Here is a 25,144-nt window from a genome sequence, read left to right on the forward strand (position 1 = left end):
AATACCTCGAGGGGTTTTTCACTTCTAAAAGAGACAAAACAACATAAAGGTAGAGTGTGGTATTTACGCTTCATGTTACAAGCTAAAACCTTCATTTTATGACGAATACCCAAATTATATTTTGTCAATAGCAATCATTTCACAACATATAACCCAGGGTTGGCAACATAATTTTTATACTAAGAAATTAAACCTTTTCTTTGAAAGTAAAATACTACAATTTAGATTTCAGTAATGAAAAGAACTGCCCTCTCCTTGGTGACGGCCAACGTACTCCTAGTACTAGGGACTTACTTTTCATTCTCCCAATCCAATTTGGATTCCTTGACTTTTATACCGATCAAAGCACCTATATCCCAAAATACGGTCACCGAGATATTTGAGGATAAACACGGTTTTCTCTGGGTCGGGACCACCAAAGGTATCAATAGGTACGACGGTAGCGATTTTAAAGTTTTTGAAGAATCACGTGATAGTACTTTGGGCTTGACTCATGGCCATATTGAATATATATACGAGGATCTGAAGGGAACGTTGTTGATCGGCACCAGCAGAGGGCTTAACTTGTATGATGAGAAGCTAGCGGTCATTCGGCCCTATCCATTCCAAACGGAAGGCGGGAAAATACAGAGCGAGCATATCATGGTGATCAAAAACATTCAGGAATCCCTATGGTTAGGAACCTCTGAGCATGGTCTGTATCGTTATCATACCAAAACAGGAAAAACTGGACATTTGGAGTTTCCGAAGTCGGAACAGGACAAACCGAACAACAACCGAATTATTGAAATATTTCCCTTGGCCAACCAGGACTATTTCATCGTAACGGAGGGCAAAAGCTACATTATCGATGAAGCGTTGACCATAAAGCAGGAAATCGATAACCTACAGAACACAAGCAGTGCCCTACAAATAGGTGCCTCCCAATTTTTTCTTGGTATGCGGAATGGGGAACTCCTAATTTATAACTTAAAAGAGGGCTCATTTACCGCCGAGAACCCGATTATGGTCAGTCAAGGCCATGCCCTATTGGCCATGGAACAAGATGATTGTGGTAATGTTTGGTTGGGTACGGAGAATGGCGGACTGTCCCTCTACCAGCTAGCCAACGGTACAATATCCAATACGAAACTGGATTATAAAAATCCAAGTTCCATACCCAATAATTCCATTTGGTCGCTACATAAAACACGAAATGGGGTCATGTACGTGGGCACCTACAAGAAAGGAATCAGCTTTTACGACAGGAATTACTACAAATTTCAAAAAATAGCGGCAAACCCTTTTGACCGTAATTCACTGAGCAATAATATCGTAACGTCCTTCGCAGAGGACAAAAATGGGGGCTTATGGATTGGAACGGACGGTGGCGGTCTCAATTATTGGGATAGGAAGGCGAACCGTTTTGAACATTTTTCCTTGGATGTGGGCAACTTGAACACCAACGTGGTGCTCACACTGACTTTTGATAAGGATAAATTATGGATCGGTTCCTGGGGTACGGGTTTTACCATTTTTGATACGGCTACAAAAGCGTACGAAGTGTGGGATACGACGAACTCCTCTCTTTCCTCCAATAATATCATTGATCTTTTAAAGGATAGCAAGGGTAGGATATGGATTGCCAATTTTAGGGGAGGACTGCAAGTGTACCACCCAGATACGGAATTGTTCGAAGATATAGAACTGGAATCCGAAATCTATAGTGAAAAAATTTCCTCGGTAGCACGTTTATTGGAGGACGACGAAGGCACTATATGGGTAGGTACGGAAACCATGGGCGTCTTTAGGCTAATTGAGGAAAACGGTGCTTGGTCCCATGATCAATATCACAATTTGAGCGATACCAATTTCCTGAGCGATAATTTTGTGAACGTACTAACCCAAGATGATGATGGCAATATCTGGGTGGGCACGCAGGCGGGACTCAATAAATTTGACCCTGAAAACAACACCTTTACATCCATTACCAAAGCCGATGGATTGCTAAGCGATGCGATACGGGGATTGGTACAGGATGTAAATGGCTTTTTATGGATCAGCACGGATAAGGGCATTACCAGATATGAGGAAGAGACCGGCGAGTTTTTGGATTATGACATGTATGATGGCCTACAAGGCGATGAGTACAATTCCTCTGCCTTTTACAGGACTTTCAATTTTGATATCGTTTTTGGCGGCCCAAATGGGTTCAATATTTTCAATCCCAAACAGGCGGCAAAACAAACGGACGCCCCAGTAGTTTTGCTGTCCGACCTTAAGATCTTCAATACATCCGTTCGCCCAAATGATCGTTTTGGGGTTTTGCAGGAAGACATCAACCAAGTGGATTCCATAACCCTCAGTCACAAACACTCGGTTTTCAATATTGAATTTAAAGCGCTGACGCTAAAAGCGGCAGAGAAAGTGCGTTATGCCTATTATTTGGAAGGGTTTGAAAACAAATGGAACTATGTTGGAAACAAAACATCGGCCACCTACACCAATTTACATTCCGGAGATTACGTACTACACGTTAAATCCACAAATTCAGATGGGATCTGGAATGCCAATGAAAGGCTGCTTCACATACGCATTACTCCTCCCTTTTGGAAAACATGGTGGTTTGGCTTGATCTTGACCTGTTTTATATTAGGACTGATATATCTAATCCACTACATCCGCATCCGGAGCCTTAAAGCAAATCAATTAAAGCTGGAAAGAAAGATTTCCGAACGTACCAAGGAGCTTCAAATCCAACAAAAAAAGCTACTAAAGGCCGCGGATGAGCTATCCCTTCAAAATGAGGAAATACAACGATTTACGTATTCGGTAACCCACGATTTAAAGAGCCCCCTGAGTGGAATAAAGGGAATTGCGAACCTTATTCCAATGGATATAAATTTGGCCGAAAACCCCGATATGGAAAAATACCTGGAAATGATACATACCTCCTGTGATACCATGGGCGACCTAATTGGTGATTTGGGGAAAATGGCAAGAATTGGAAAAATAAAGAACGAAAATGAATTTTTGAATTCAAACGAAATCATCCAACTGGCACGTAATTTAGTTTGGGGTAAATTGGAGGTCAATCACATTGCATTGGAAATTCATGAAAACTTGCCCACTATTTACGCGGATAAAAACAGAATGATTCAGGTTTTTAGCAACCTCTTGGACAATGCCATAAAATATATGGGAAACCAAAACAAGCCATTGATTGTTGTTAAAGCTAAAAAAACTGAAAAGGAAGTAGAATTTCAGGTCATAGATAACGGATCGGGAATGGATAAAGAATCCTTAGGAAAATTATTTTCTCCGTTTGAGCGATTTCACCCAAATGTTAAGGGAAGTGGTCTGGGCCTTTATATGACAAAACAAATTGTTGTGTCGCATGGTGGGGACATTAGGGCAGAATCCAGTGGAAAAGGAAAGGGAACTACCTTTTTTATAACGCTACCAAACACCAGACCGGGCATTGAAGATCGGCACGAAACAAAAAGTTGGGATACAATAGCCTCCCTTTGATTGTACCAAGGAAGTAGCTCTTGACCGTTTTAATATGTACATTTTAAAAACATTACATTTCAAGGGATGCCTGTTGACCTTTGATTCTAGGCAAGCTACTCCTTCATAGATTTGGGCACTACACTTAAAAACCTAGCTGAGGTGGGCGGAAAGTTATATCGATTGGTTTTGGGTACCTTTGACAAAAACGAGCCAACCCTATTTAATGAAACCCTTGAAAACCCTAGTCTCCTTTCTTATTTTATGCTTTGTATCGAATTCGGTTATGGGTCAATTGGTCAATATCGAGTCCAAGCGCATGCAAACAGATTCGACCCGATTCGCCTTAAAAAGCGATGTGCTTTTCGATTACACGGATAACAATGGGGATTATATATTCCAAGTGGCGTCCAACCTTACCACGCAGGTAAAATCCAAGGATTTAAAGAAAATTTACTTTTTCATCGGTAACTATAAGCTCATACGAAGTAAAGCCCAGGATTTTCAGAACACCTGGTTTTTCCATGTGCGGTATAATCAGAAATTGTCGAAGCTATTTCGCTTGGAAGCCTTTGTCCAGAACCAGAACAATGCCTTGTTGACCATTACGAGTCGGAATTTGGTCGGTGCCGGTATTCGGTTAAAGTTTTTATCCACCGAGCGAACCACCGCTTATTTTGGGAATGCGTATATGTATGAAATTGAAGAAGTGGCGGAAACCGACCAACGATTCTTCAATCACAGAAACAGTAGTTATCTATCCGTTAACCAAGCGTTTAAAAATACCAAGTTGGATATAACCGGAACGGTATATTTTCAGCCCCTGTACGATGCCATCAACAACCACCGAATTTTATGTCAGCTGAAAGCGGAATTACCTATTAGTAAAGTTATTAGCCTCTCTGCACTCTATAACTACTTCTACAGTAGTTTTTCGCCAATCAGGGAGAATGACCGTGCCTCCAACGTTAGCTTTGGACTGACGTTTACGATTTAAATCTATTGGGTTTAAACTTTTTCTAGCCAACTATTGGGAAAATACAATGGCTTTATTCGTTTTGAATACCAGTAGGGAAAAGTTCGCAATGAATGTATTTTGAATCTTTGATATTGTGATTACAAAACTGTACCATTTTCCAACCAACGTTGCAAAAGCGGTTCATTATGGGAAATCGCCACAAGATGAAATTTTTTGAATTTTGTAAGCACCCGTGATTCATTTAGTTTTTCCATACAGACGGAAACAGGTGAAAAATAGTTGGAATGAATTAAAAGTAACTCTCCGTCCCTTTTTAAAAGATAGCCCACGTGGCCTTCATCAAAACCTATAAAATAGAGTCCTTCGTGAGTCAAACGATCGATTTCCGCCAAGGCATTCTCCGGGGTTTCTTGTACAAAACTTTTAATTTCAGACCCACAACTGATCATTTTTGCTTCATCTAAGGGCGATTTTTGGGCCAAGGTATATCGATTTAGCTTTACACCCATATCACGTAAGGTGGTAGATATAAAATATCCACATGCTATTTTTCCTTGATTGGGAACTTCTGTATGACCCCCGAAACTCCAAGGTGTGCCATACCAGTGCGGAAGGATTTCATTAACCAACTGATTGGTGAAGGCCTTTTTAACGTGGTCAAGGGTAATAGTGCCTGTCCTAAGGTCTTTCTGTAATTTTACTCGTAGGGATTCGGCGGCCGTTTTGGTATTTTTATAGGAAATGGCGATACTATCGGAATCCATCTCAAAAAGTGCTGTTTTCTTTTCGTTATCCTCCTTTAATTCTTCAAGAGGCCCTTTCATTTCCGATGCATGGGATACATCCCTATTTTTACCGGCATTCACCGTGGAGGGAAGTGTAAAAATCAGGGAAAATAATAACGAAAGATAAAACATGATTTTTCCAAGTGCTCGTGTTCCTTATAGTAGAGTAACGTATTCATTACGAATTAAGTATGTATAAAAAGTTAAATCCTGCACCTTAACTTCCCCTATTCCCTAAATACTGAGGTTAACCCCCCACCAAACTTCGTAATCCCTAGGTACCAAAGGTCGGTAACTTTGAAATCCTTGATCGGCAATCTTAAGGCCTTCAATTTCATTTTTTTCATTTCGCACGTAAGCGATGAAAATGAAGGAATGTCCGTAGGGGTCCAGTTTCTTCACATCAGCTCCTTTTACCACTTTTTCATAGTCATCCTTAAATCGCCATACCTGCATCAACGCCCCGGGTTGCAACTCCCCTGCCCAAACCCCCTTTGTATCGACTAAGGTTCCCATACCGGCATACGCCACAGCCCCCGCGTTTCCCTTGCCTCTGTAGGCTTCCGGAAGGCTTCGCCAACCCCTTTTCGTATCGGAAGCGGACACATAGAGTAAATTATAGACCTGTTTTGGGGTATACCTCTTTGTGCCCATATATTCCGGTAAGTCCTGATAAACGGAGTGGCCATGGATTTCTTTGTAAGCTTTTTCAAAACGGGTTTTACTCACGGTGAGACAGTGGCCCGTGGGTTCCTTATTCTCGCTTTTTAAATAGTTCTCAACGATTCTTTGCGCTACCAAACTTTTAGGAGTTACATCAACAGATACTGCCTTATCCCTTTGTGCTAGCGAGTCCAATGTACTAATTGCGTTCAAAGGAGTCATATTTAAAGGCAGGTTAATGTAATCATGGTCATCAAATACATAACTCCAGGTATTCGACCTTGTTCGATGGCTGTTTGGCCGTTCTAGCATAACTTTCTCCTCTGGTGCGGCTAGAGTTATTCTTTGCTGGATATTTTGTTTGGAAGCACAACCAACCAAAACAAATCCAAAAGTAATATTACCTATAAACCACTTACAGAACTTTCTAAGCCCTTTGGATAACAAAATGCGGGTCATTTTTAGCCAACGGTTCTAATTACTACTCTTTCACAAACACCATACAATGTTGCCAAGGAAGGTTGCCATCATTTTGCTTTAATGTAAACCCTCCAGCTTCCCACTCCTTTGTGGCTTGGGCCTCGGTCATTTTATGGAGCTCCTTTATGGGAACGCTCCTATCCTCTCCTCTATACTCGATCAGAAATACAGCTCCATCCGGTTTCAGCGCTTTTTTTATGGATGCAATCATTTCTTTCGGATAGGCAAATTCGTGATAGACATCCACCATCAGCACCTTATCGACTGTATTTTCCGGAAGGTTGACACTCCTTTCACTTCCCAGTACAATTTGAACATTCGGTACATTTTGGGACTCTTTTTTTGAGCCGATGGCCGCAAGCATTTCCTTTTGGATGTCCACGGCATACACGGTTCCTAGTTTTGCCTTAGGAGCCATTTTAAATACATGGTAGCCGGAACCCGCCCCGATATCGGCAATGACATCCGTGGGCTGAATATCCATGTTCTGGAGCAATTTGGAGGTGTTCTCCTCTTCCTCACGCTCCGGGCGTTCCAACCAGTTCATGCCTTGAAATCCCATGACATAGGCAATTTCCCGCCCCATATACCATTTCCCGATTCCATTTGGGTCGCCCTTCTTATAAACATACTCCCCAGTGGCATCCTGTGCCTGCCCCTTACACGAGCAAACCATAAGTAAACCGATGCATAGAAAGAATCTGGTTGCCATACTTCTTGCTTTCATCATTCCGATTTAATATCCAGCCGCTTGACCATCCTTGCGGGATTCCGACGCACCCGAGTATACTTTATTTTCCAAATCGACACCAATGGCCTGATAGCCTCCATACATGCCTACCCCAAAACCGATGCGATGGCCTTTCTTTCGTAATTCCCGTCTGGTTTCAGGTGCAAAACCGGACTCAAGATTCAAGGTGCCTCCGTTGGTCATTTCGGATCCTGTAGGCTGTGAACTTCCTGTGTGTCGCATTCTGGGTGCATCCCCAGCTTCCTGCAAATTCATACCAAAGTCAACAACGTTCACTACAATCTGTGCATGGCCCTGGGGCTGAACGGCCCCGCCCATGAGTCCGAAACTTACCCACGGTTTACCATCCTTGGTAATGAAAGCAGGGATTATGGTATGAAAGGGGCGCTTCCCCGGTTCCAGGGCATTGGCATGGTCTTTATCCTGTACATTGAACATTTGCCCCCTGTTCTGGAGGACAAATCCCAATCCATCCGGCACCATCCCGGAAGCGAATTCGGAATAAATACTTTGTATCAAAGAGACCATGTTGCCGTCCTTATCGGCTACGGTCAAATAGGTTGTATTCCCCGTTTCGATTTCCATATCCCCAGCGGGATAGGTGTCGGCCGCTTTGTCCATGTTTATAAGCTTTCTTCGTTGCGCAGCGTATTCATCCGATAGCAATGTTTCCAAAGGAATTTTGTTGAATTCCGGGTCGGCATAGAACTTCGCCCTATCTTCATAGGCTAGTTTTTTTGCTTCCGTGAGCACATGCAGGTATTCGGTACTACCAAAACCCATTTCACCTATATCAAATCCTTCAAGAATGTTCAACATCTGCAGGGCTGCTGTACCTTGTCCGTTGGGCGGCAATTCCCAAACATCGTAACCCCGATAGTTCACGGACACAGGTTCCACCCAATTGGAAGTGTGGTTGGACAAATCTTCATAATGTAAGAATCCGCCGTGCTTTTTCATGTAGCTGTCAATCGTTTTGGCAATAGAACCCTTGTAAAAGGCATCCCGACCATCCTTGGCGATCAGTGCGTAAGTAGCAGCCAGGTTCTTGTTTACGAAAACCTCTCCTTTCATGGGCGGACGGCCATTTGGCATATAGGTGTCGGCGAAACCGGGTTGGTCTTGAACCGATTCATAATTGGATACCATTTCATAGGCGATGACTTCCGATACCGGAAAACCGTTGTTTCCATAGTCAATGGCGGGTTTCAAGATATCCTTCATGGGTATTTTCCCGAATTTTTCGTGCAATGTGAACCAACCATCCACACAACCTGGTACCGACACAGGCAAAGGACCATAAAATGGTACATATTTCATACCCTTATCGATAAAGTAGTCAATGGAAAGGGATTTGGGTGCCCTGCCACTTCCATTGAAACCGTACAGTTTTTGTTCCTTGGCAGACCATACGATGGCGAAGATATCTCCGCCAATACCACAACTCGCCGGTTCTACCAATCCCAATACAGCGTTGGCAGCTATGGCCGCATCCATAGCACTACCTCCTTTTTTTAGGATGTCCAAGGCAGCTTGGGTGGCCAAGGGCTGACTGGTTGCGGCCATTCCGTTTTGGGCCAGAATTTCGGAGCGGGTCGTAAAGGTTTCACCGGTCAGTCGATCTTGAGCATTCAATAGGTTTCCTATCGTAAATAAGGCAATAAATAAGGGTGCAAATTTCATTTTCATATATTTTTAGTGACTGCAACGTTTGACCGGAAAGGCACGGCCCTCTTATACCCTTAAATATACGGATAGTCCATTCGAATTTCGTGACTTTTCTAAAAATTGATATACTAGAAAGCGCAAAACCCTTATGTTCCCTTTTTTTGAAGTGGTCGTGAATAGGGAACAATAGCCTTTAAGTTTATTCTTTGAATACTTTAAAAATGCTATCCAAAATTTTTAACGCAACTCCCGAATCTTAATATCACGGAACCACGATTCAAAATACCAGTTCTGGAGGGCGATTTTTCCTTGGGTGGCCCTTCCAAATGCGGGTCGGTCCCTAAAATTTGACTCCGCGACCGTTTTTGACCATTCTGGAGATGTTAAATCCGCTTCTGCCGTAAGAATTCCGTTGAGGTAGAATTGTATTTGACCATCTTGTTGCACGATTTTGGCTGTGTTCCATTGTCCTGTGGGATTGGCCTTTGCCTCGTTCATCTGTGGATAAAGGCCCCAAAGGCAACCGGGTCTTTTCATGGGAGTGTTTGTATCAGAGTGTTCAGGGTCCAATAGTTGATATTCTGGACCAGTCTCATAGGTCGCACGATAAACTGGGGTTTCCTGAACATTGATGAAGACACCGCCGTTACCGCGAAGGCCCATTTGCCACTCGAATTGAAGTTCGAAGTTCTCGAATTCGGTATTTGTTACCAAATCCCCAAATACTCTGCTTTCATCTGTAGCGTTGCAATAAATGGCACCATCTTTCACTTCCCAAGCCGAAAAGCTTGTAGAATCGGGTTTATTAAACAAATGCCACCCGTCCAGGGTCTTACCATCAAATAGTAACCTCCACCCCTGCTCTTTTTCGATATCCAACAATTGATTGTGAACCTTGTTTTTAATGGCGAGTTCCTTGGAGCGTTCAATTTTGAATTTCGCTTTTTCTTCCTGCTGCTTACAGGAAAAAATCAATAGCAAAAAACATAGAAAACTAAAGGAAATGCGATTTAATGAAATGGTCATTTGATCATTTTGAATTACTTACTATCGTTCATAAACTTGATTTGGGTGCCATACCCAAAAGTTTTCTAAAGTAACCAAAATTTACTTAGGTGCTGATAGTAATGTCGTTTTCTACTATGACAAGTATTCACGTCTACCACCAATTCCAAAAATAATCGTTGTTGGAAAATATTTGGGTAGTTTCACCCGTAAAAATACTCTCGAACCTTGGCGCTGCCTTTTTAAATGCCTTATTACCTTTAATTATCTGTTCTAGATACGAGTTATAACCATTGAATGATTCATATCTACCTACGGATACCCTACCAATCTCAATCTGATTATTCTTGTAGACATCGTAAATTGGAAAATTCTGTAACAGTTCGGGTATTTTGGGTAATGATATGGATGTGATTTTAGAGCTATCAAAAAACAAATTCCATTGATAGGGCGCCCCTATATCATAGCCACCTTCCATATAAATTTCACCTATCGAATGCCCTGTTCCAGTGGTCGAAATTTGTACTTCGTTATTTGTCATTGAAAAATTAACGGTCCAATCTGGAATGCTAATATTATCCCGGGGAATACCTAAACCTTTGGATTGATAATTGCCTGAATTAAAAGTATAGGCATGGGAATAAAACTGGGTGTTTAAAATATAATTGTATCCAAAACTGGCATTGGCTCCATATCCGTAACTCCAAATTTGATGGTAGATATCATTGACTTCACCTGTTTGATTAAAAAAACCATAAATACTTAAATTCTTTGTTTCGGTCATATATTCTGCAGGTGTCATAATTATTTGTTTATCAACTAAATTGTCCTGAACGAAATCTGAATAATTAATCTCGAAACCGGAAGCTATAGGCCTCTCAATCAATAAGTAACTGTAAAAATTGGTAATGGGATTAAATCCATACATATATGCAGGATCCTGAGTATCCATCATGTTTGAACTTGTAAAATTGGTAATAAGGGGATCGCCTGCTTCATTAGAGGAAAAATAATAATCTCTTCCAAAAAAGGAGAGCTGTAAATCCTGAGGTTTTCCATTAATGGGATAATACTTACCGCCATCCCCGGTGTAACGAGTGGAGGTCTCCAGGGTAAGTGTATTTAGGTTTTCTAGATTGACATTGGTTATACTGTACAAATAAGAAGCAACACCATTTGACCCCAAAGATGCAAAAGTTATGGTGAATTCTTGATCTATAGCAAAGTTCTCAACTGCATGTAATTTTACTTGTCTAGAATCATGGGTGAGTTGTTCAATATCAATCAAACTACCGTCCAAATTCGAAGCTATGACATAATGAGAAGCAGGGATATTATAGCTTAAATAATCATCCGGAATATTTAAAGTAAATATGAGCCGCTGTAATAATATACTCCAAATAGAAATGGTTTTATTACCCAAACTATCCGTGGCAATAAATTTAATTTCTCCTTCTCCTAATTCAAAAAGGTCAGGATTGAAATCAAAACTAATTTCTGTAGTTAGATCAAACTCATGAATCAACTCATCCCTAAAGTATAGTTGAAGTGTATCTACCTCTGAAAAGGAATCGGTTACAACTGGATTTAGGGTAATCTGTTCATCGATTATCATATCCGGTTCCAACGCGTCCAATACTATCTCAGGTCCTGAGTTGTCGACAAGAAAAGTAACAATGTAGGAGGCAGTATTACCTGCTAAGTCAGAAACCTGAATTTGCAATTCATTGGGTCCATCTTGAAGGTTTGATGTGTCTAGGTTAAAATTGTACTTATTTTCTTGAGCATACGGTATCGATTGTCCATTAACAAGAACAGAAACTGAGGAAATTTCGTCATTATCCGTAGCGGAAAACATAATTGCATTATCAATTCCCTGTAAAATTTCACCTTCTTCTAAGGTAACTTCCGTTATTAAGGGCATATCATTGTCTATTATTATTGTAAATTCTTCAAGGGTTTGATTATCAGCGATATCCGTCACTAGAATACTCAATTTATAATCCGCATTTTTTGAACTAATGACCTGTTTTTTTGAGGAGAAAGAAGTCAAGTCTAAAATCAATTCATAAGGTGCGATTAAATCCTCACCAACTTTTTGATCATCAATAAACGCTTCCACTCTTTTTATTCCACTTTCGTCCTTAGCATCAATACTTATATTTACGCTACTACCCACTTTTATTGGGCCCATGCTTAAATTGGAAATACCTGCTATAGAAACCTCTATTACCGGTGCTACGGTATCAGGAATTTTTTGTTGCTCTTCTTCGGTGGAACATGATTGCAATAAAACAACGAATAAAATGGAATAGCATAGTTTTCTAATCATAAAAGGTTGGTTTTATAATTTTGGCTATGTAAAAAACATGACCCAAATCTTTTTAATAAGAAGGTAACGAATATAGAAGCATTTTCTTACAAGACTTACTATTTATTCCACATTTTATTTGGAAATAACTTTAAAAAAAGCTGTTGTGCGATGCCGAGACTTTTTATTTTTTTTTGAATAATTTATTAGCTCTCCCTATAAAGCAACAGTTTTGTATTTGTTATTCCTTAATATGCTATTCCAGCGATATAAGCTATGGCAAATATCGGTCCTCGGTCCTTGTCAAAGTTATTTCCCAATCCCATTTTACTAGAAGATTGGCTTTCTTTAAATATTACTGTGTTACTTCCCTTTTTGGACATGCTGCGCATTAAGTAACTTACACTTTTTTGGTATTTATTCTTTCACATACCAGTTTAAGAGAATTATGGTGAGCTAGAATCCATGTAACCCAATCAATATAGGTATTTGCTACAGATACTAGTATCTCAACGAATACCATATTTTCTTATTAAACATAATTAATGACCGACCTAAGAGCTTCAGAAATATATTACACCTCCCAAAAAATTTACATACAAAAAAGCCCATTCCAAACTTTTGGAACGGGCTTTTTGGATCGGACCTTAATTTTCCGAATTATTTTTTCATATTCACAAAACCAATAGGTTGCAATAAGGTTTCCATTTTAGCAATGTGCAGTCCTTCACCGGTACCTTTAGCCGCAATTCCTGGCGTACCTTTGGGCAGATCATAGGATTCCCCAACGCTGGCAGCCCCATATCCTAAATCCGACATAGAGCCTGCTGTGATTCTGCTTAACGGGTTTTCTCCTAAATTTAAGAATCCTGTCATCAACTCGTTGTTGAGTGCACCTTCGTCCCAATGTCCAAAACGCGTACCTGGACCAAAGTCGCCTTCGATGGGAAGCTCATTCGTACCACCTTCCGCATTCCAGAACACATTTGCTTTTCTACCTGCAAAATAGGGAGCATCGGGCGTACCGACACGTAATGTTCTATCAAAACCAAAAGGTGCTGTGTTCCATAAGGTACCTATTCCTAGAACATGGCCCATTTCGTGCACGATGACCTCTTCGAACAAATCCAATTGTTCGAGAAAATCCAAATCGGCCACGTCAAAAAACATCACTCCGGAAAGTGTCAGGAAATCATCAGTTCTCACAAAGCTTGGCCCTGCCTGACCTAAAATATTCCCTGGACCGTCAATGGGTGCCAACGCTACTTCGATTATAATATCATCCACGGTTCCTTCCTCTACAACAGGTGGCAACCCATCAAATGCGGAAGGTAATGTACCCGTAAAAGATGGAACATCCTTTATGATTATCCGTTCCCATCTGGCAGCGGCAGCCTCAAAGACTTCAGCCTGCCTATCCGTAGGAGGTAACAAATACTTCAACGTAATGTTGAATCGTCCACGGTCCACCCCCGCTGCTGTTGTTGTTTTAAATGCTCCTTCGCCCAAATCATCGATGATTATGGGATCGACCGTACTGGATTTTAATGCCAATTCCATTTTTTGTGCATCCCCCATATCGGGTTCCGGGGAATCCATGGAATCTTCCGTACATGAAACAAATAAAAAAGCACCACAAAGGGCGCCAGATACTAGAAGCTTTGAAAAGCCTACATTCAAATTAATTCTGTTTTTTTTCATTATTAATGTTCGTTTTAATTAGTTGTTAAAAATTATAACATTTAATAGGTTTGAACAAATAAATATCACGATTTTCGATGTATGCACCTTATGCATCAAATCAACATTATTTCATTTGAACCAAACTTCTTTTGAAAAAGACAGGGGTTTCCAAAAAACAACTGAGAACTAGAGACCAAACCACAGCTATCTACCTCGTCACCTTACTTATTTCCTCGTTACCAACAATATTTTTGCGATTACTGTACCCTTTTGGAACTTTAGGGTGAGAATTAGTTGCATGCTGAAAATCATATTTGAAAAGAAATACCGAAAACTGGGTAACCGAAGACGCTATTATTTCTTTGGGTGTTTCCTTATGTTTTTAGGTCAACTAAGGGCCCAAACCACCTTTGCCGATACTTTTTCAACGGTTTCCTACTCCAGGAATGACGGAAATACCAATTGGGCTACCAACTGGATTGAATCCGGGGACAGCAACAATGGCCCCACGGCACAATATATCCGCATCCAAAGTCAGCAGCTTTACATGTATTATATATGGTCTGAGGAAATTCGAAGAACCGCAAACCTATCCGGGGCAACCTCGGCAACCCTGAGTTTTGATTACACCACCAATAGTTTGGGAGGAACTAGGCAACTGGGTGTTTATATTTCCAGTACGGGCGGTGCCCCATATACGCAAATAGGGACACTTTCCGGAAGTGGCGCATTTTCCCAGGATATATCGGCCTATATTTCGGCAAACACCACGATACGCTTTGCAAAGTCGAACGCCAACTGGAATTCCGATGACAACGCCAGTATTGACAATATGCTACTCAGTGCTGTGATACCTGTGGATACGGACGGTGACGGCATCGAGGATGTTGCCGACCTTGATAATGACAATGACGGTATTCTGGACTGGGACGAATGCACCTTTACGGCCACCACAACACAAAATTTCACTACTTCCGGGGGTACTTCGGTCACCAATACCGCAACCTCCGGGCGTGGTATTATGTATATTGATTTTATCTCGATCGACAACTCCTTTAACCTGACCGTCAACGGAACGGATATAGCCACCGAGTTTCAGTTCCAGCCTGGGGCACCCGGCAATTTTGCACGGTTCAGTACGGGCTTTACCTATGGACAGGGCGGGGTTCCACAACTTTGGTCCATGACAGGAACGCTGGCCAACCCCATGCTACGGGTAATCGTGGACGCCGATGGAAACCTGAAACTTTTTGGTGCGCAATCCCCAGGCGGCACGCTTTTACCATTAACCTTGGATACACCACCTGTAACGGTGCCATGGAATCCTTCAGGAACCAATACGATCACCATTGGGCAGTTCGTGACCGGACCAACCAACATGAACGGGCAGATCAGGTTCAGTGGGGAATGCGATACGGATGGCGACGGGATCTTTAACAGATTTGACCTGGATAGCGATAACGATGGCATCTATGACGCCGTGGAAGCAGGCCATGGACAGGCGCACACAAACGGTGTGGTGAATGGGGCCGTTGGTACGGACGGGGTTCCCAATTTGGTTCAGACCGACCCTAACGGCGGAAGTACCAACTACACCTACTCCGATACCGATGGCGATGGTATTTTGGACTCCATAGAACTGGATTCCGATAATGATGGGTGTAACGATGTTTTGGAAGCCGGATTTACGGATACCAATTCGGACGGACTCTTAGGCCCAAACCCCGTTACCACGGATGCCAACGGTGTAGTCACCTCTGGATCGGACGGTTATACGGTGCCTGCCGATGCCGATGCGGACGCCGCGTTCGATTTTAGACAGGCCGGAGCACCGCCCAGTATAACCACACAGCCCTCGGATACCATAATTTGTCCTGGATGTAGTGGTAGTCTATCGGTTTCGGCAACGAATGCCGACACCTATCAATGGCAACGGTTTATAGGAGGTCTTTGGACGGATATTACGGACAATGCCATGTTCAGCGGTTCAAATTCGGCTACCCTCAATATCACCAATCCCACTCCTTCGCAAGATGGGGAGCAGTACCGAGTTGTCTTGACCGATGTTGCCTATATCTGCGCACAGACCACCAGTGCCACCGCCAGCCTACAAATACAGGTAAACACCATCATTACCAACAGACGCATTACCTATAGGGTGAACAAGAATTAGTCGGGTTTCCCAATAGATACGAAAGCCCAAAAAAAAGGACGTCAAAATTTGACCGTTCATTTTTTGGCCATTTGCGTCCCCATAAGTCAGTATCATAATTTACTTTTGCCAAAAATATAGGATATGGCATCAGGTTTTTTTGCAGTATTGGATGATGTAGCAACACTTTTGGACGACGTAGCTACCATGAGCAAGGTGGCCACCAAAAAGACCGCCGGAATCTTGGGGGACGATTTGGCCGTAAACGCGGAAAAGGCATCCGGATTTGTTTCCAAGCGCGAAATTCCCGTGCTTTGGGCGATTACCAAGGGTTCCTTGCTCAACAAGCTTATCATTCTTCCCATTGCCTTCTTGCTGAGTGCCTTCCTTCCTGTTGCCGTAACCATCATCCTTATTCTTGGTGGACTTTATCTGGCCTATGAGGGTGCCGAAAAAATATACGAGTTCTTTTTCCCCCATCACCACGAGGCCCCAGCCATAAAGGAGGAAGCCCCCAGTAAAAAGGATATCCTTGAATTGGAAAAGGAAAAGATAAAGTCCGCCATACTAACGGATTTCATTTTATCCGTTGAAATCGTAATCATTGCCCTGGGCACGGTCATAAACGAACCACTCACTACACAGATTGGGGTGGTTACGGTAGTGGCGCTTTTGGCCACGGTAGGTGTTTACGGCATCGTAGCCCTGATCGTACGGATGGACGAATTTGGATTGCGCCTTATCAATTTGAACGAGGAGAACAATAGTTTTTCGGATAAAGTCGGCCGGTTTTTTGTAAATGCACTTCCAATCGTAATAAAGTCACTTGCCGTTATTGGAACCATAGCCTTACTTTTGGTATCCGGGGGAATCTTTGTACACAATGTACCATTTCTTCATCACATATTCCCCAGCATACCATCCATTTTGTTGGAGTTCGTCATAGGACTTGCAGTCGGTTTTGTAGTACTGCTGCTTGTTAAAGGAATAAAGAAAATCTTTAAAAAATAGGTTGCAACTTATCTATCGTTGATTTCCACCAACTTGTCCTCGTTCCATTCGCCGCTGGCCACTACATCACCTTCTGAATCGAAAAACTTACCAGAACCACTTCGTTTGTCCTCCTTCCACTGACCTGCGTATTTTTCTCCGTTCGGCCAAAAATAGGTGCCAAAACCGTTTCGAAGGTCATCTTTGAACTCCCCGGAGTAATATTCGCCATCTGGCCAATAAAAAGTTCCCTGTCCATGGCGTTGATTGTTCTTCCAATTTCCCTCATACCTGCTTCCGGTTGCCAATAACGCTATGCCATAGCCCTGTGCCTTTCCATCCTTCACCTGACCTATATAATGCAATTGGTTTCCCTTTCTACTCTTAAAAGTGAGATATTCTCCATAGGATTTTTGCTTTAGTTGCTTTTTGACTCGCTCCAATTGAAGCTTGGTCTTTTCTAGATTAAAACTTAGGGAGTCGAACTGCCGTACTGCAGCTTCTTCAGATAGGGACTTGATTTGTAGACTGTCGGCATTCAAGATGCTACTGTCCTTTGGATTATTGGGATTTCTATTTTGGTTCAGCAATTTTTCCGCGAGCGCGATGCGAAGCGGAATGCCCATTTTGATTTCCTTGCTCCTGTTGATGGTATCACTATATGATTTTATGGCCAATTCGTAATCGCCCTGCAACAATAGGGAATCCATTTGGGCCAAACGCTCAAAATCCTTCAAATTGTCCAGAATTACTTCCTTTTCTTCCTTAAGTTGGCTTATTTGATGCTGCTGCTGGACGAATCTATAAAGCAATAACATGACCCCTAAAATGGCAACAGCTAAAGCACTAAAATAAAACACTTTTCTTGACTTCATAGTCGGTTCGTTTGGTACACTAATACGTACGGTCTAATCCGTCATATGGATTTCCGGAAGTTTATTTTTTATACGCCTAAAATCAGGAGAAAAATACATATGGAAGCGTAGGGTCCACCCTTGTTTGTAATCTCCCGCAAAGACGCGGTCCTGTCCTTGGGAGTACATAATCCCTGCCGCAAAGGTGAGCCGTGGGGTCGCGATGTAACCCAAGGTAGTGGTCAATCGCAAATCTTCCATTGGGCTAGCCACAACGGCCTTGCCACTCTGCATGATAAGTTCCGCTTCGGGGGAAATGTAATAGGTTTTCGGTTTTAATTGGGTATCGTTCAGGGGGATTTTGGCCCGGAACATATACCGCCACCGATTCCTGAAAATATATTCACTATTTTCCGCAAACCCCTGTGTCCACCGATGCTCGATACGAATCCGATGATACAACATGGCGGAATATAAGGGCATGGCGAACTGGTATTGATGCCAAATACGCCACTCGGGAACCACATTTCTGTCCGTGGATTCTTCATCGGTATTAAAATTGACGCGCACGACCCCACCCAAACTAAAGTTGGTTTTTTTATCGTAGATGTAGCCAATGGCGTGTCGGTTATAAATTTGAGCGATCTGCCCAATGAACGGGGTGTTCTCCGTTTCCTCGAACCTGAAATGGGTCTGGGCATCCCAGAAAAAACGCTTGCCGATTCGTATGTTCCCGTAGGTATTGAACCACACCTTGGATACGGGCTCCTTATATTTTGAATTTTCCGGCAAAACTATGGGTTCGGATTCCTGTCCGTAGGCAACGAAAACAATCGCCAAAAGGGAAAGGATACACCCAAAAAAGTTCAATTTACCTTTTCTCATGCCTAGTCTTCTTTTGGGATTTGCTGTTGGAACAACTTCAAGATCTCTTCTGCCGTTCGTGCCCTTTTAAGTTTTCGTTCCAATTTTCGGGTTTCCTCGTTTCGTAAATCCACCATTCGGTTATTGGCATACACAATCTGTTCCCGTAATAAGGCAAACCAATCACATTCCCCTGTTTGTGAAATAGTTTGGACAAAATGGGGCACCAAAATATCCCTATACGCCTCCACGATACGCTTTTTGACCTCTTCCTCCATGACAGTTGCCATGAAGGGATTCCAGATATCGTCCGTATAGAGCGCCTTAATTTCTTTGATTTTTTCCGGAAAATTGGAAAGAAGTTTGATCAGGGATCTGATATCCTCCAAACAGGATTGTAGGTCTTCCCCAAAACTCAATTTTTCGCCCGGGTTGGAAATATTTGCATAGGTTGCCAATTTTTGATTGGCCGTATCGCCCAAATTTTTCAAGGCATTGGCATAATTTTCCGGAAGCTGGGGCAATAGGGAATCGATTTGCTTTTCAATACCGTTGTTTACGGAAATTAGGTTGGTCTCCAGTTCTTTTAAGGATTGGATCTGAATATCGTCCGATAGTTTATTAGACAGTTGGTCCATGACATATTCCATGCTCATTTGGGCATAGACACTTATTTGCTCCATGGCTTGAAGACCACTACCTTGAAAGTTGAAAGCATCGGCTTCGGGCAGTTGAAATGGCTCTTGCCCGACCTGTACCTCGATAGTCTTATCGGGAATTCCGACCGGAAAGATACGCTCTTCAACAGTGGATGGATTTACAAATTCAAAAATTTGATTTTGGTAAAGATCTACATAGGATTCCAAGGGACTCAGAAATTCCGATACCAATTTTTCGGTAACCGAATACCAATACTGAGCATCGGTATCCGTTCTTCGGATAATATTGAGGTGGCTATTGGAAAGGATAGTCTTGGACAGTTCCGATGCTTGGGTCAAATTATCGGAAATCCGTTCCAAGGTCTCCTTTTGAAGGCTGTCCAAAGCATACACGGGAACCTGTACCTTTATATTCGTATCAAAGGGAACGGAGCCCAATTGTGTAAGTATCGAATTGATCTTTTGGTACGCTTCGCGGTTCCTGGACAACAGTTGCAACGTGTTGCCCTGACCTATCTTATCCCGCAAGTTATATCGTAAAAGCAACAGGAATCGGTCGTCCAAGGAAATCGTCTCGTACTGTGGTGCATCCATATCGAAAACCGGGACCTCCTCACCTGTAGCATCAAAAACGATTTTTTGTAGGAGTCCTTCCTCGAAGTACCATGTTTCGTCCACTTCCAAGGCATTGCTTCCGTAACTGGTCCATGCATCGTGCGCCACGCCGTTCCTAAGAAATCTACCTACGAGGGCACTGCTATCACTTTCTATTTTGAAACTTTGCTGGGGAACACCCTTTTCAAAATTGAATTCACTTTTGAACAGTATATTCGTTACTTCGGAGTTTTCAACCTCCTGTACCGTAATATGCCAATCGCCATCAGGCAGGCCTTCAGAAAAAACACCGGTCGCCATTTCCTGGGTGCCGCTGACCAAGATTCGATATTCGAAATCTACGACTTCGCTCTTACTGTCCGATGTATATTTTCCAAATTGAAATTGCCACGGACCATTGGCCAAGGCGTCGATAAAATTGCCCTTGATGGTAAAGGAGGAGTCCTGTTCCTTCAACAAGGTCTCCAAATTGGACTTTTGAAACAAAAATGAGCCGTCTAGCACCGTATCGGTTGCCGAAGTATAGTACTGATAACGCGCATTGCCCGTATATTTTCCAATTTGGAACGGTCCTTCATATTCACCTTTTTCCTGAGCAATCAGTAAGGTCTGACAGAAAAGCAGAAAAAGGAGTGTGAATCCTTTGTATGTAAACCTATTCATGCAGCAAAAATAGTGTTTAAGAAGCATTTAGATAGCGTTAACACCTTGTTGATTACAAAATGAATCTTTTGGGTCAAAAAAGAACGCTAAAAGATTAACCTAGACTTTCTATAACACGAAGGGCACGGTCTATTTCTTCCTTTGAATTATAGATATGAACGGAATGACGGATCATTTTATCGCCCACGGACCGAGGCTGCAATCGCTCCTTTTCCCACATGGCTGTTTGCAAATCGGGTCCCGAAATACCGGCAACACCATAGGTCGTGATCCCTGCGGCCATTTCCTCATTCGTGGAGGAGTAAATGGTAACATGCGGAAGCTGTTTTAGACCATTGCGCAAATACATGCCCAATTCCTTGATCCTCCCCAGCCATTGTTCCGCCCCAATCGTATTGAAGAAATCCACCGCGGCATCGTAACCGGCCAAAAGTCCGGCATTCCCCGTACCATTTTGCATGAGTCGGAATCCATGGTCTTCCTGATTGTCCCAATTGTAACTGGCGATGGTGGACCATATATCCGAAGCAACATCCTTGTTGATGTACAAAAGGCCACTTCCGGCAGGCGCCAAAAGCCATTTGTGCAGGCTGGAATAATAAGCATCGCAGCCTATGTCCCGTACATCTACCGGAATCTGCCCAACACACTGGGCGCCGTCCAATACCGTAAAGATACCCATATTCTTGGCCTTTTGGCATATTTCCTTGACCGGCATCACCGTTCCATAACCTGACACGATATGGGGTATGGCAATGACCTTCGTTTTTTTGGTTACCTGCTTAAAAATAGCGTCCACAATTTCCTGCGGGTCGTTGGCCGGTTCTGGTAAGATTGCCTGCTTGTACACACATCCCTTGCGTTTTGCCAATAATTGCCAAGCCCCAAAGCCACCACCGTGTTCCTGATTTGTGTTCAGCAATTCGTCCCCGGGCTTGAGGTCCAGCCCCATTCCTACATAGTTCATCCCAAACGTCGCGTTTTGGATAAGACTGATTTCCCTAAAATCACAATTGATAATGTTCGCCAACTTAGTGCGAAGTTCTTCGTACGAGAAATAGCCGCTCAACAATTTGGGACCTGAATTATTTTTATAGTCGATGGTGGCCGCCTCTACATTGTAATGCAACATATGGTGCATCATTTTGTCTAACACGTACCCCGGTGTTGGGCCCATGGTCCCATTGTTAAAATAGGTCTGTCCTTCTTTTAGGGGGAATTGCTTCCGAACGGAATTCCAATACGCATCGTCATAGGAATCCGTTTTTAAAGCCCCTAAGGACCACTCCTTTTTTTGGTCAAAGGACAGCAATGGGGCCGAAAGCAAAGCCAAAGCCCCTTGTTTTAGAAATTTTCTTCGGTGCGACATGGCAAAGGTTGCTTACTTGAACATTCAAACAGTTTATAGATTCACTTTTTGTTTCACGGCTTGAAACTGTTGCTGCAAATCCTTGAATCTTTGTACTTCTTCATTGCCCGGTTTTTTATCGGACCCACCTAGGATGTTGGACAGATAGGAAATCTGGGCGACCATCATCTGTTGCGGATAGGCCCCGTCATCGTTTTTTATTGATTTTAATACATTTTCCAAGGCTTCTTTCTCCGCTTTGTCCTTGGTTTCCTTGATTTTCTTTTCCAAGGAATCCTGGAATTTTCGAGCTTCGGACAAAAGGTCGTTAACCTTGTTTTGTAGGGCCAACTGCTCCTGTATCATTTCTTGGGAAACCCCTTCCCGCTCCAAACGGGGATCCATCAGTATATCGAAGGTTTGCTCGGTAGATTTTCCGTCCACCGTCAGTTTGACGGTATAGGATCCTGGCAAAACCATGGGGCCATTTTTATAACTTCTGCTTTTGTTGGAATTCCAGGCCCCTTTTTGCCTTAGGTCCCATGCAAAACGATTGATACCCTTCTTGGTTTCCAATTTGGTGTCCACATACTCAAAGATCATACTCAAGCCCATATCCTCCACGGATTCCTTAATAGATCTTAATTGGGTGGAATCACTCACGATGGTCGCCACCGTATTTCGGTCCGAGTCAAGTATTTCAATGCTTACCCCATTTTTGTAATCTTGCGGTAGGTAATAATCGATGCTTACGCTGGTGGATGGATAGTTGGGGAAATCACCGGAACCCCATGGCGATCTATAGCGATAGGTATCTTCCGGTTTGAAAACTACCGGTTCCTCGCCTAAGGCTGTTATTTTGGAATCCCTGATGGCACTCACGTCGTCCAAAATCCAAAAACCGCGTCCCATAGTGCTCAATATCAAATCACCGCGATGCAGGATAATATCGGTAATGGGAGTTATAGGTAAGTTTTGCTGAAAGGATTTCCAACTTTTCCCGTCATCGAATGAAATGAACATCCCATATTCCGTTCCCAAATACAATAATCCAGGGGTTTTAGGATCTTCTCTGAGTACCCTCGTGGTATGGTCCGATGGAATGCCATTGGCCTCGGTACTCAACACCGTCCAGGTTTTTCCATAATCTTCCGTTTTGTATATATAAGGTTTTTCATCGCCCAGTAGATGTCGGTCTACGGCAATATAGGCTTTGGCAGGGTCGTATTGGGAAGGTTCAACGGACTCCACCCTTCCTCCTTTAGGGAGTTTCTTAGGGGTGACATCGCTCCAAGTCTGTCCCCCATCTTGGGTTACCGAAATAACCCCGTCATTGGAACCTGTCCAGATAAGCCCTTCCTTTATTTTTGACTCCCTGATGGAATAGAGGGTACTGTAATACTCCTCCCCGGTGATGTCCCTTGTGATGGGACTACCGGAAATGACCTGTTTATCGTCCTCATTGGCCGTTAAATCTGGGGAAATGGTTTCCCAAATTTGACCGTTGTTCCTCGTTTTATGAAGATATTGAGAACCCATATACACTACATCCGGATCATGGGGAGAAACATGAATGGGTGCTACCCTTTGGAACCTGTATTTTAAGTCTTTTGGATTATGTCCGTAAATATTGGAGGCCCCAATGGAGTATTCGCGGTCCGTACCCGTAAGCTTGTTAAATACGCTAAACCGACCTTTACAGTTGTTGTACACCACATTAGGATCGCCAGGTTTTGGGATGGCTGGACCGGTTTCACAGCCGCCCACATCCATCATGATCTGTGTACCCTGCGGACCACTGGCTGTCGGTGCCGAACTGGGAATAGCTATGGTGGTATTGTCCTGTTGCGCCCCATAGACCCAATAGGGATACTGGTCGTCCACGGCCACCTGATAGATTTCGGCCGTGGGCTGATTGAATTGTGTGGACCACGTCTTTCCCCCATTGTGGGAAACGTTCGCCCCACCATCATTACATTGGATCAACAGATCGGGATTGTTGGGGTTTAACCAAATATCATGGTTATCACCGTGAGGTACACTCATACGTTTCCAGGTCTTTCCGCCATCAACCGATTTTAATAGCGGATTTGCATTGGAGTAAACGATATCCGGGTTGGTGGGGTCCAATTCAATATTGGTATAGTAAAAAGGTCGGTTTACAAGTCCCTCATTGCTGGAGGTTTGGGTAAAGGTCTTTCCTTGATCTACGGATTTATAGACCCCTCCTTCCTTTCCCGGTGCTTCTATTACAGCGTACAGAATACTGGAGTCGTTAGGGGAAACGGCCAAGTCAATTTTTCCAATGAGGCCTTTTGGCAGTCCATCTTCCAATTTTACCCAGTCCTTGCCGCCGTTCACGGATTTATAAATGCCCCCTTCAGAATTCTCTCCGCCCGAAATAATGGTCCAAGGGGTTCTTTGCGCCTTCCAAGCAGCGGCGTACACCACATTCGGGTTACCGGGTAGCAATTCCAGATCGGCAAAGCCCGTTTCATTGGAGACGAAAAGCACCTTTTCCCAGGTATTTCCGCCATCCATAGTTTTGTAAATACCCCGTTCCTCATTGGGTTTAAAGGCATTTCCTATGGCAGCTACCCAAACGATATTGCTATTGGTCGGGTCAATTTCAACGGCACCGATCTGTCCGGCATTTTCCAAGCCGATATGTGTCCAGGTTTTCCCAGCGTCGATGGATTTATAGACCCCTTTTCCGTTGATAATATTACTTCGAATGCCATCCGAACCCGTACCCACATAGACGATATTGGGGTCATTTTGGGCCACTTCGATAGCCCCAATGGACGGTGTCTTAAAAAATCCATCAGAAACATTGTTCCAAGTGGTCCCGTAATCGTCCGTTTTCCACACACCCGCACCTGAAGCTCCCAAATAAAATGTACCCGGAAGCATGGGCGTACCCGTCACGGTGGTGACCCTTCCTCCCCTGTTGGGCCCGATCGTGCGGTATTGGAAAGCGTCAAAGTTTTGGGAAAAAACGGTAAGTCCTAAGAACAGGAAAACAGTGGATAGCAATAGCCTTTTCATGAAAAATGATATTTGAATGTTGGTTTCGCCTAAAGTTACACATTACTCCAAGTTTACCAATTTCCAAAATGGATTTTTAGGATTATCGAAATTCTTTGGGGTAGGATATGTAAAGATTCCGATAATCCATCGGGATA

16 protein-coding genes are annotated in these 25,144 nt (G+C 43.0%); 4 read left to right on the forward strand and 12 right to left on the reverse strand.

From position 1 onward, the window contains the following. The first annotated feature begins 234 nt into the window (after positions 1-234). A complete protein-coding gene (locus tag FEK29_RS17035; RefSeq protein ID WP_138259638.1) occupies positions 235-3,510 on the forward strand; it encodes a ligand-binding sensor domain-containing protein in 3,276 nt (1,091 codons plus the stop codon). Positions 3,511-3,715: 205 nt separating this feature from the next. After that, on the forward strand, positions 3,716-4,486 hold the full coding sequence (locus FEK29_RS17040) for a DUF481 domain-containing protein (RefSeq protein WP_138259639.1): 771 nt from the start codon (positions 3,716-3,718) through the stop codon (positions 4,484-4,486). A 119-nt stretch (positions 4,487-4,605) separates the two neighbouring features. Here FEK29_RS17040 and FEK29_RS17045 read toward each other — a convergent pair whose 3' ends face one another. The 7 genes from FEK29_RS17045 to FEK29_RS17075 form a co-directional block, all read right to left on the reverse strand. Then, positions 4,606-5,385, reverse strand: a complete 780-nt coding sequence (locus tag FEK29_RS17045; RefSeq protein WP_138259640.1) for a hypothetical protein — start codon at positions 5,383-5,385, stop codon at positions 4,606-4,608. A 102-nt stretch (positions 5,386-5,487) separates the two neighbouring features. Continuing rightward, complete coding sequence (locus tag FEK29_RS17050; RefSeq protein WP_138259641.1) at positions 5,488-6,375, reverse strand: hypothetical protein; 888 nt, start codon at positions 6,373-6,375, stop codon at positions 5,488-5,490. A gap of 22 nt (positions 6,376-6,397) precedes the next feature. Continuing rightward, positions 6,398-7,108 carry a class I SAM-dependent methyltransferase gene (locus tag FEK29_RS17055; protein WP_317129192.1) on the reverse strand — a complete coding sequence of 237 codons (711 nt, stop codon included), beginning with the start codon at positions 7,106-7,108 and terminating at the stop codon, positions 6,398-6,400. A gap of 24 nt (positions 7,109-7,132) precedes the next feature. After that, the gene (gene ggt, locus FEK29_RS17060; protein WP_205123426.1) at positions 7,133-8,830 is read right to left on the reverse strand and encodes a gamma-glutamyltransferase; all 1,698 of its coding nucleotides are present in this window, start codon (positions 8,828-8,830) and stop codon (positions 7,133-7,135) included. Between the two features lie 222 nt (positions 8,831-9,052). Next, positions 9,053-9,841, reverse strand: a complete 789-nt coding sequence (locus tag FEK29_RS17065) for a 3-keto-disaccharide hydrolase (RefSeq protein WP_138259643.1) — start codon at positions 9,839-9,841, stop codon at positions 9,053-9,055. A 133-nt stretch (positions 9,842-9,974) separates the two neighbouring features. Continuing rightward, positions 9,975-12,152, reverse strand: a complete 2,178-nt coding sequence (locus FEK29_RS17070; protein WP_138259644.1) for an Ig-like domain-containing protein — start codon at positions 12,150-12,152, stop codon at positions 9,975-9,977. A gap of 639 nt (positions 12,153-12,791) precedes the next feature. Next, positions 12,792-13,832 (reverse strand): leishmanolysin-related zinc metalloendopeptidase, encoded by a 1,041-nt coding sequence (locus FEK29_RS17075; RefSeq protein ID WP_138259645.1) that lies wholly within the window; start codon positions 13,830-13,832, stop codon positions 12,792-12,794. Positions 13,833-14,112: 280 nt separating this feature from the next. On the opposite strand from FEK29_RS17075, the gene FEK29_RS17080 reads away from it, so the two are divergent. Then, complete coding sequence (locus FEK29_RS17080; RefSeq protein WP_138259646.1) at positions 14,113-15,987, forward strand: immunoglobulin domain-containing protein; 1,875 nt, start codon at positions 14,113-14,115, stop codon at positions 15,985-15,987. A 123-nt stretch (positions 15,988-16,110) separates the two neighbouring features. Beyond that, a complete protein-coding gene (locus FEK29_RS17085; RefSeq protein ID WP_138259647.1) occupies positions 16,111-16,977 on the forward strand; it encodes a DUF808 domain-containing protein in 867 nt (288 codons plus the stop codon). A gap of 8 nt (positions 16,978-16,985) precedes the next feature. On the opposite strand, the gene FEK29_RS17090 is transcribed toward FEK29_RS17085, so the two are convergent. From FEK29_RS17090 to FEK29_RS17110, 5 genes are all read right to left on the reverse strand, one after another. Next, positions 16,986-17,831 (reverse strand): MORN repeat-containing protein, encoded by an 846-nt coding sequence (locus FEK29_RS17090; RefSeq protein ID WP_138259648.1) that lies wholly within the window; start codon positions 17,829-17,831, stop codon positions 16,986-16,988. 33 nt (positions 17,832-17,864) lie between these two features. Next, positions 17,865-18,695 (reverse strand): DUF2490 domain-containing protein, encoded by an 831-nt coding sequence (locus tag FEK29_RS17095; RefSeq protein ID WP_138259649.1) that lies wholly within the window; start codon positions 18,693-18,695, stop codon positions 17,865-17,867. A 2-nt stretch (positions 18,696-18,697) separates the two neighbouring features. After that, positions 18,698-20,611, reverse strand: a complete 1,914-nt coding sequence (locus tag FEK29_RS17100; protein ID WP_138259650.1) for a hypothetical protein — start codon at positions 20,609-20,611, stop codon at positions 18,698-18,700. Between the two features lie 94 nt (positions 20,612-20,705). Continuing rightward, positions 20,706-21,980, reverse strand: a complete 1,275-nt coding sequence (locus FEK29_RS17105; protein ID WP_138259651.1) for an aminotransferase class V-fold PLP-dependent enzyme — start codon at positions 21,978-21,980, stop codon at positions 20,706-20,708. A 33-nt stretch (positions 21,981-22,013) separates the two neighbouring features. Beyond that, positions 22,014-25,007 (reverse strand): VPS10 domain-containing protein, encoded by a 2,994-nt coding sequence (locus FEK29_RS17110; RefSeq protein ID WP_138259652.1) that lies wholly within the window; start codon positions 25,005-25,007, stop codon positions 22,014-22,016. Between the last annotated feature and the right edge of the window lie 137 nt (positions 25,008-25,144).

This window comes from Maribacter aurantiacus, from assembly GCF_005780245.1.
GTDB lineage: Bacteria > Bacteroidota > Bacteroidia > Flavobacteriales > Flavobacteriaceae > Maribacter > Maribacter flavus.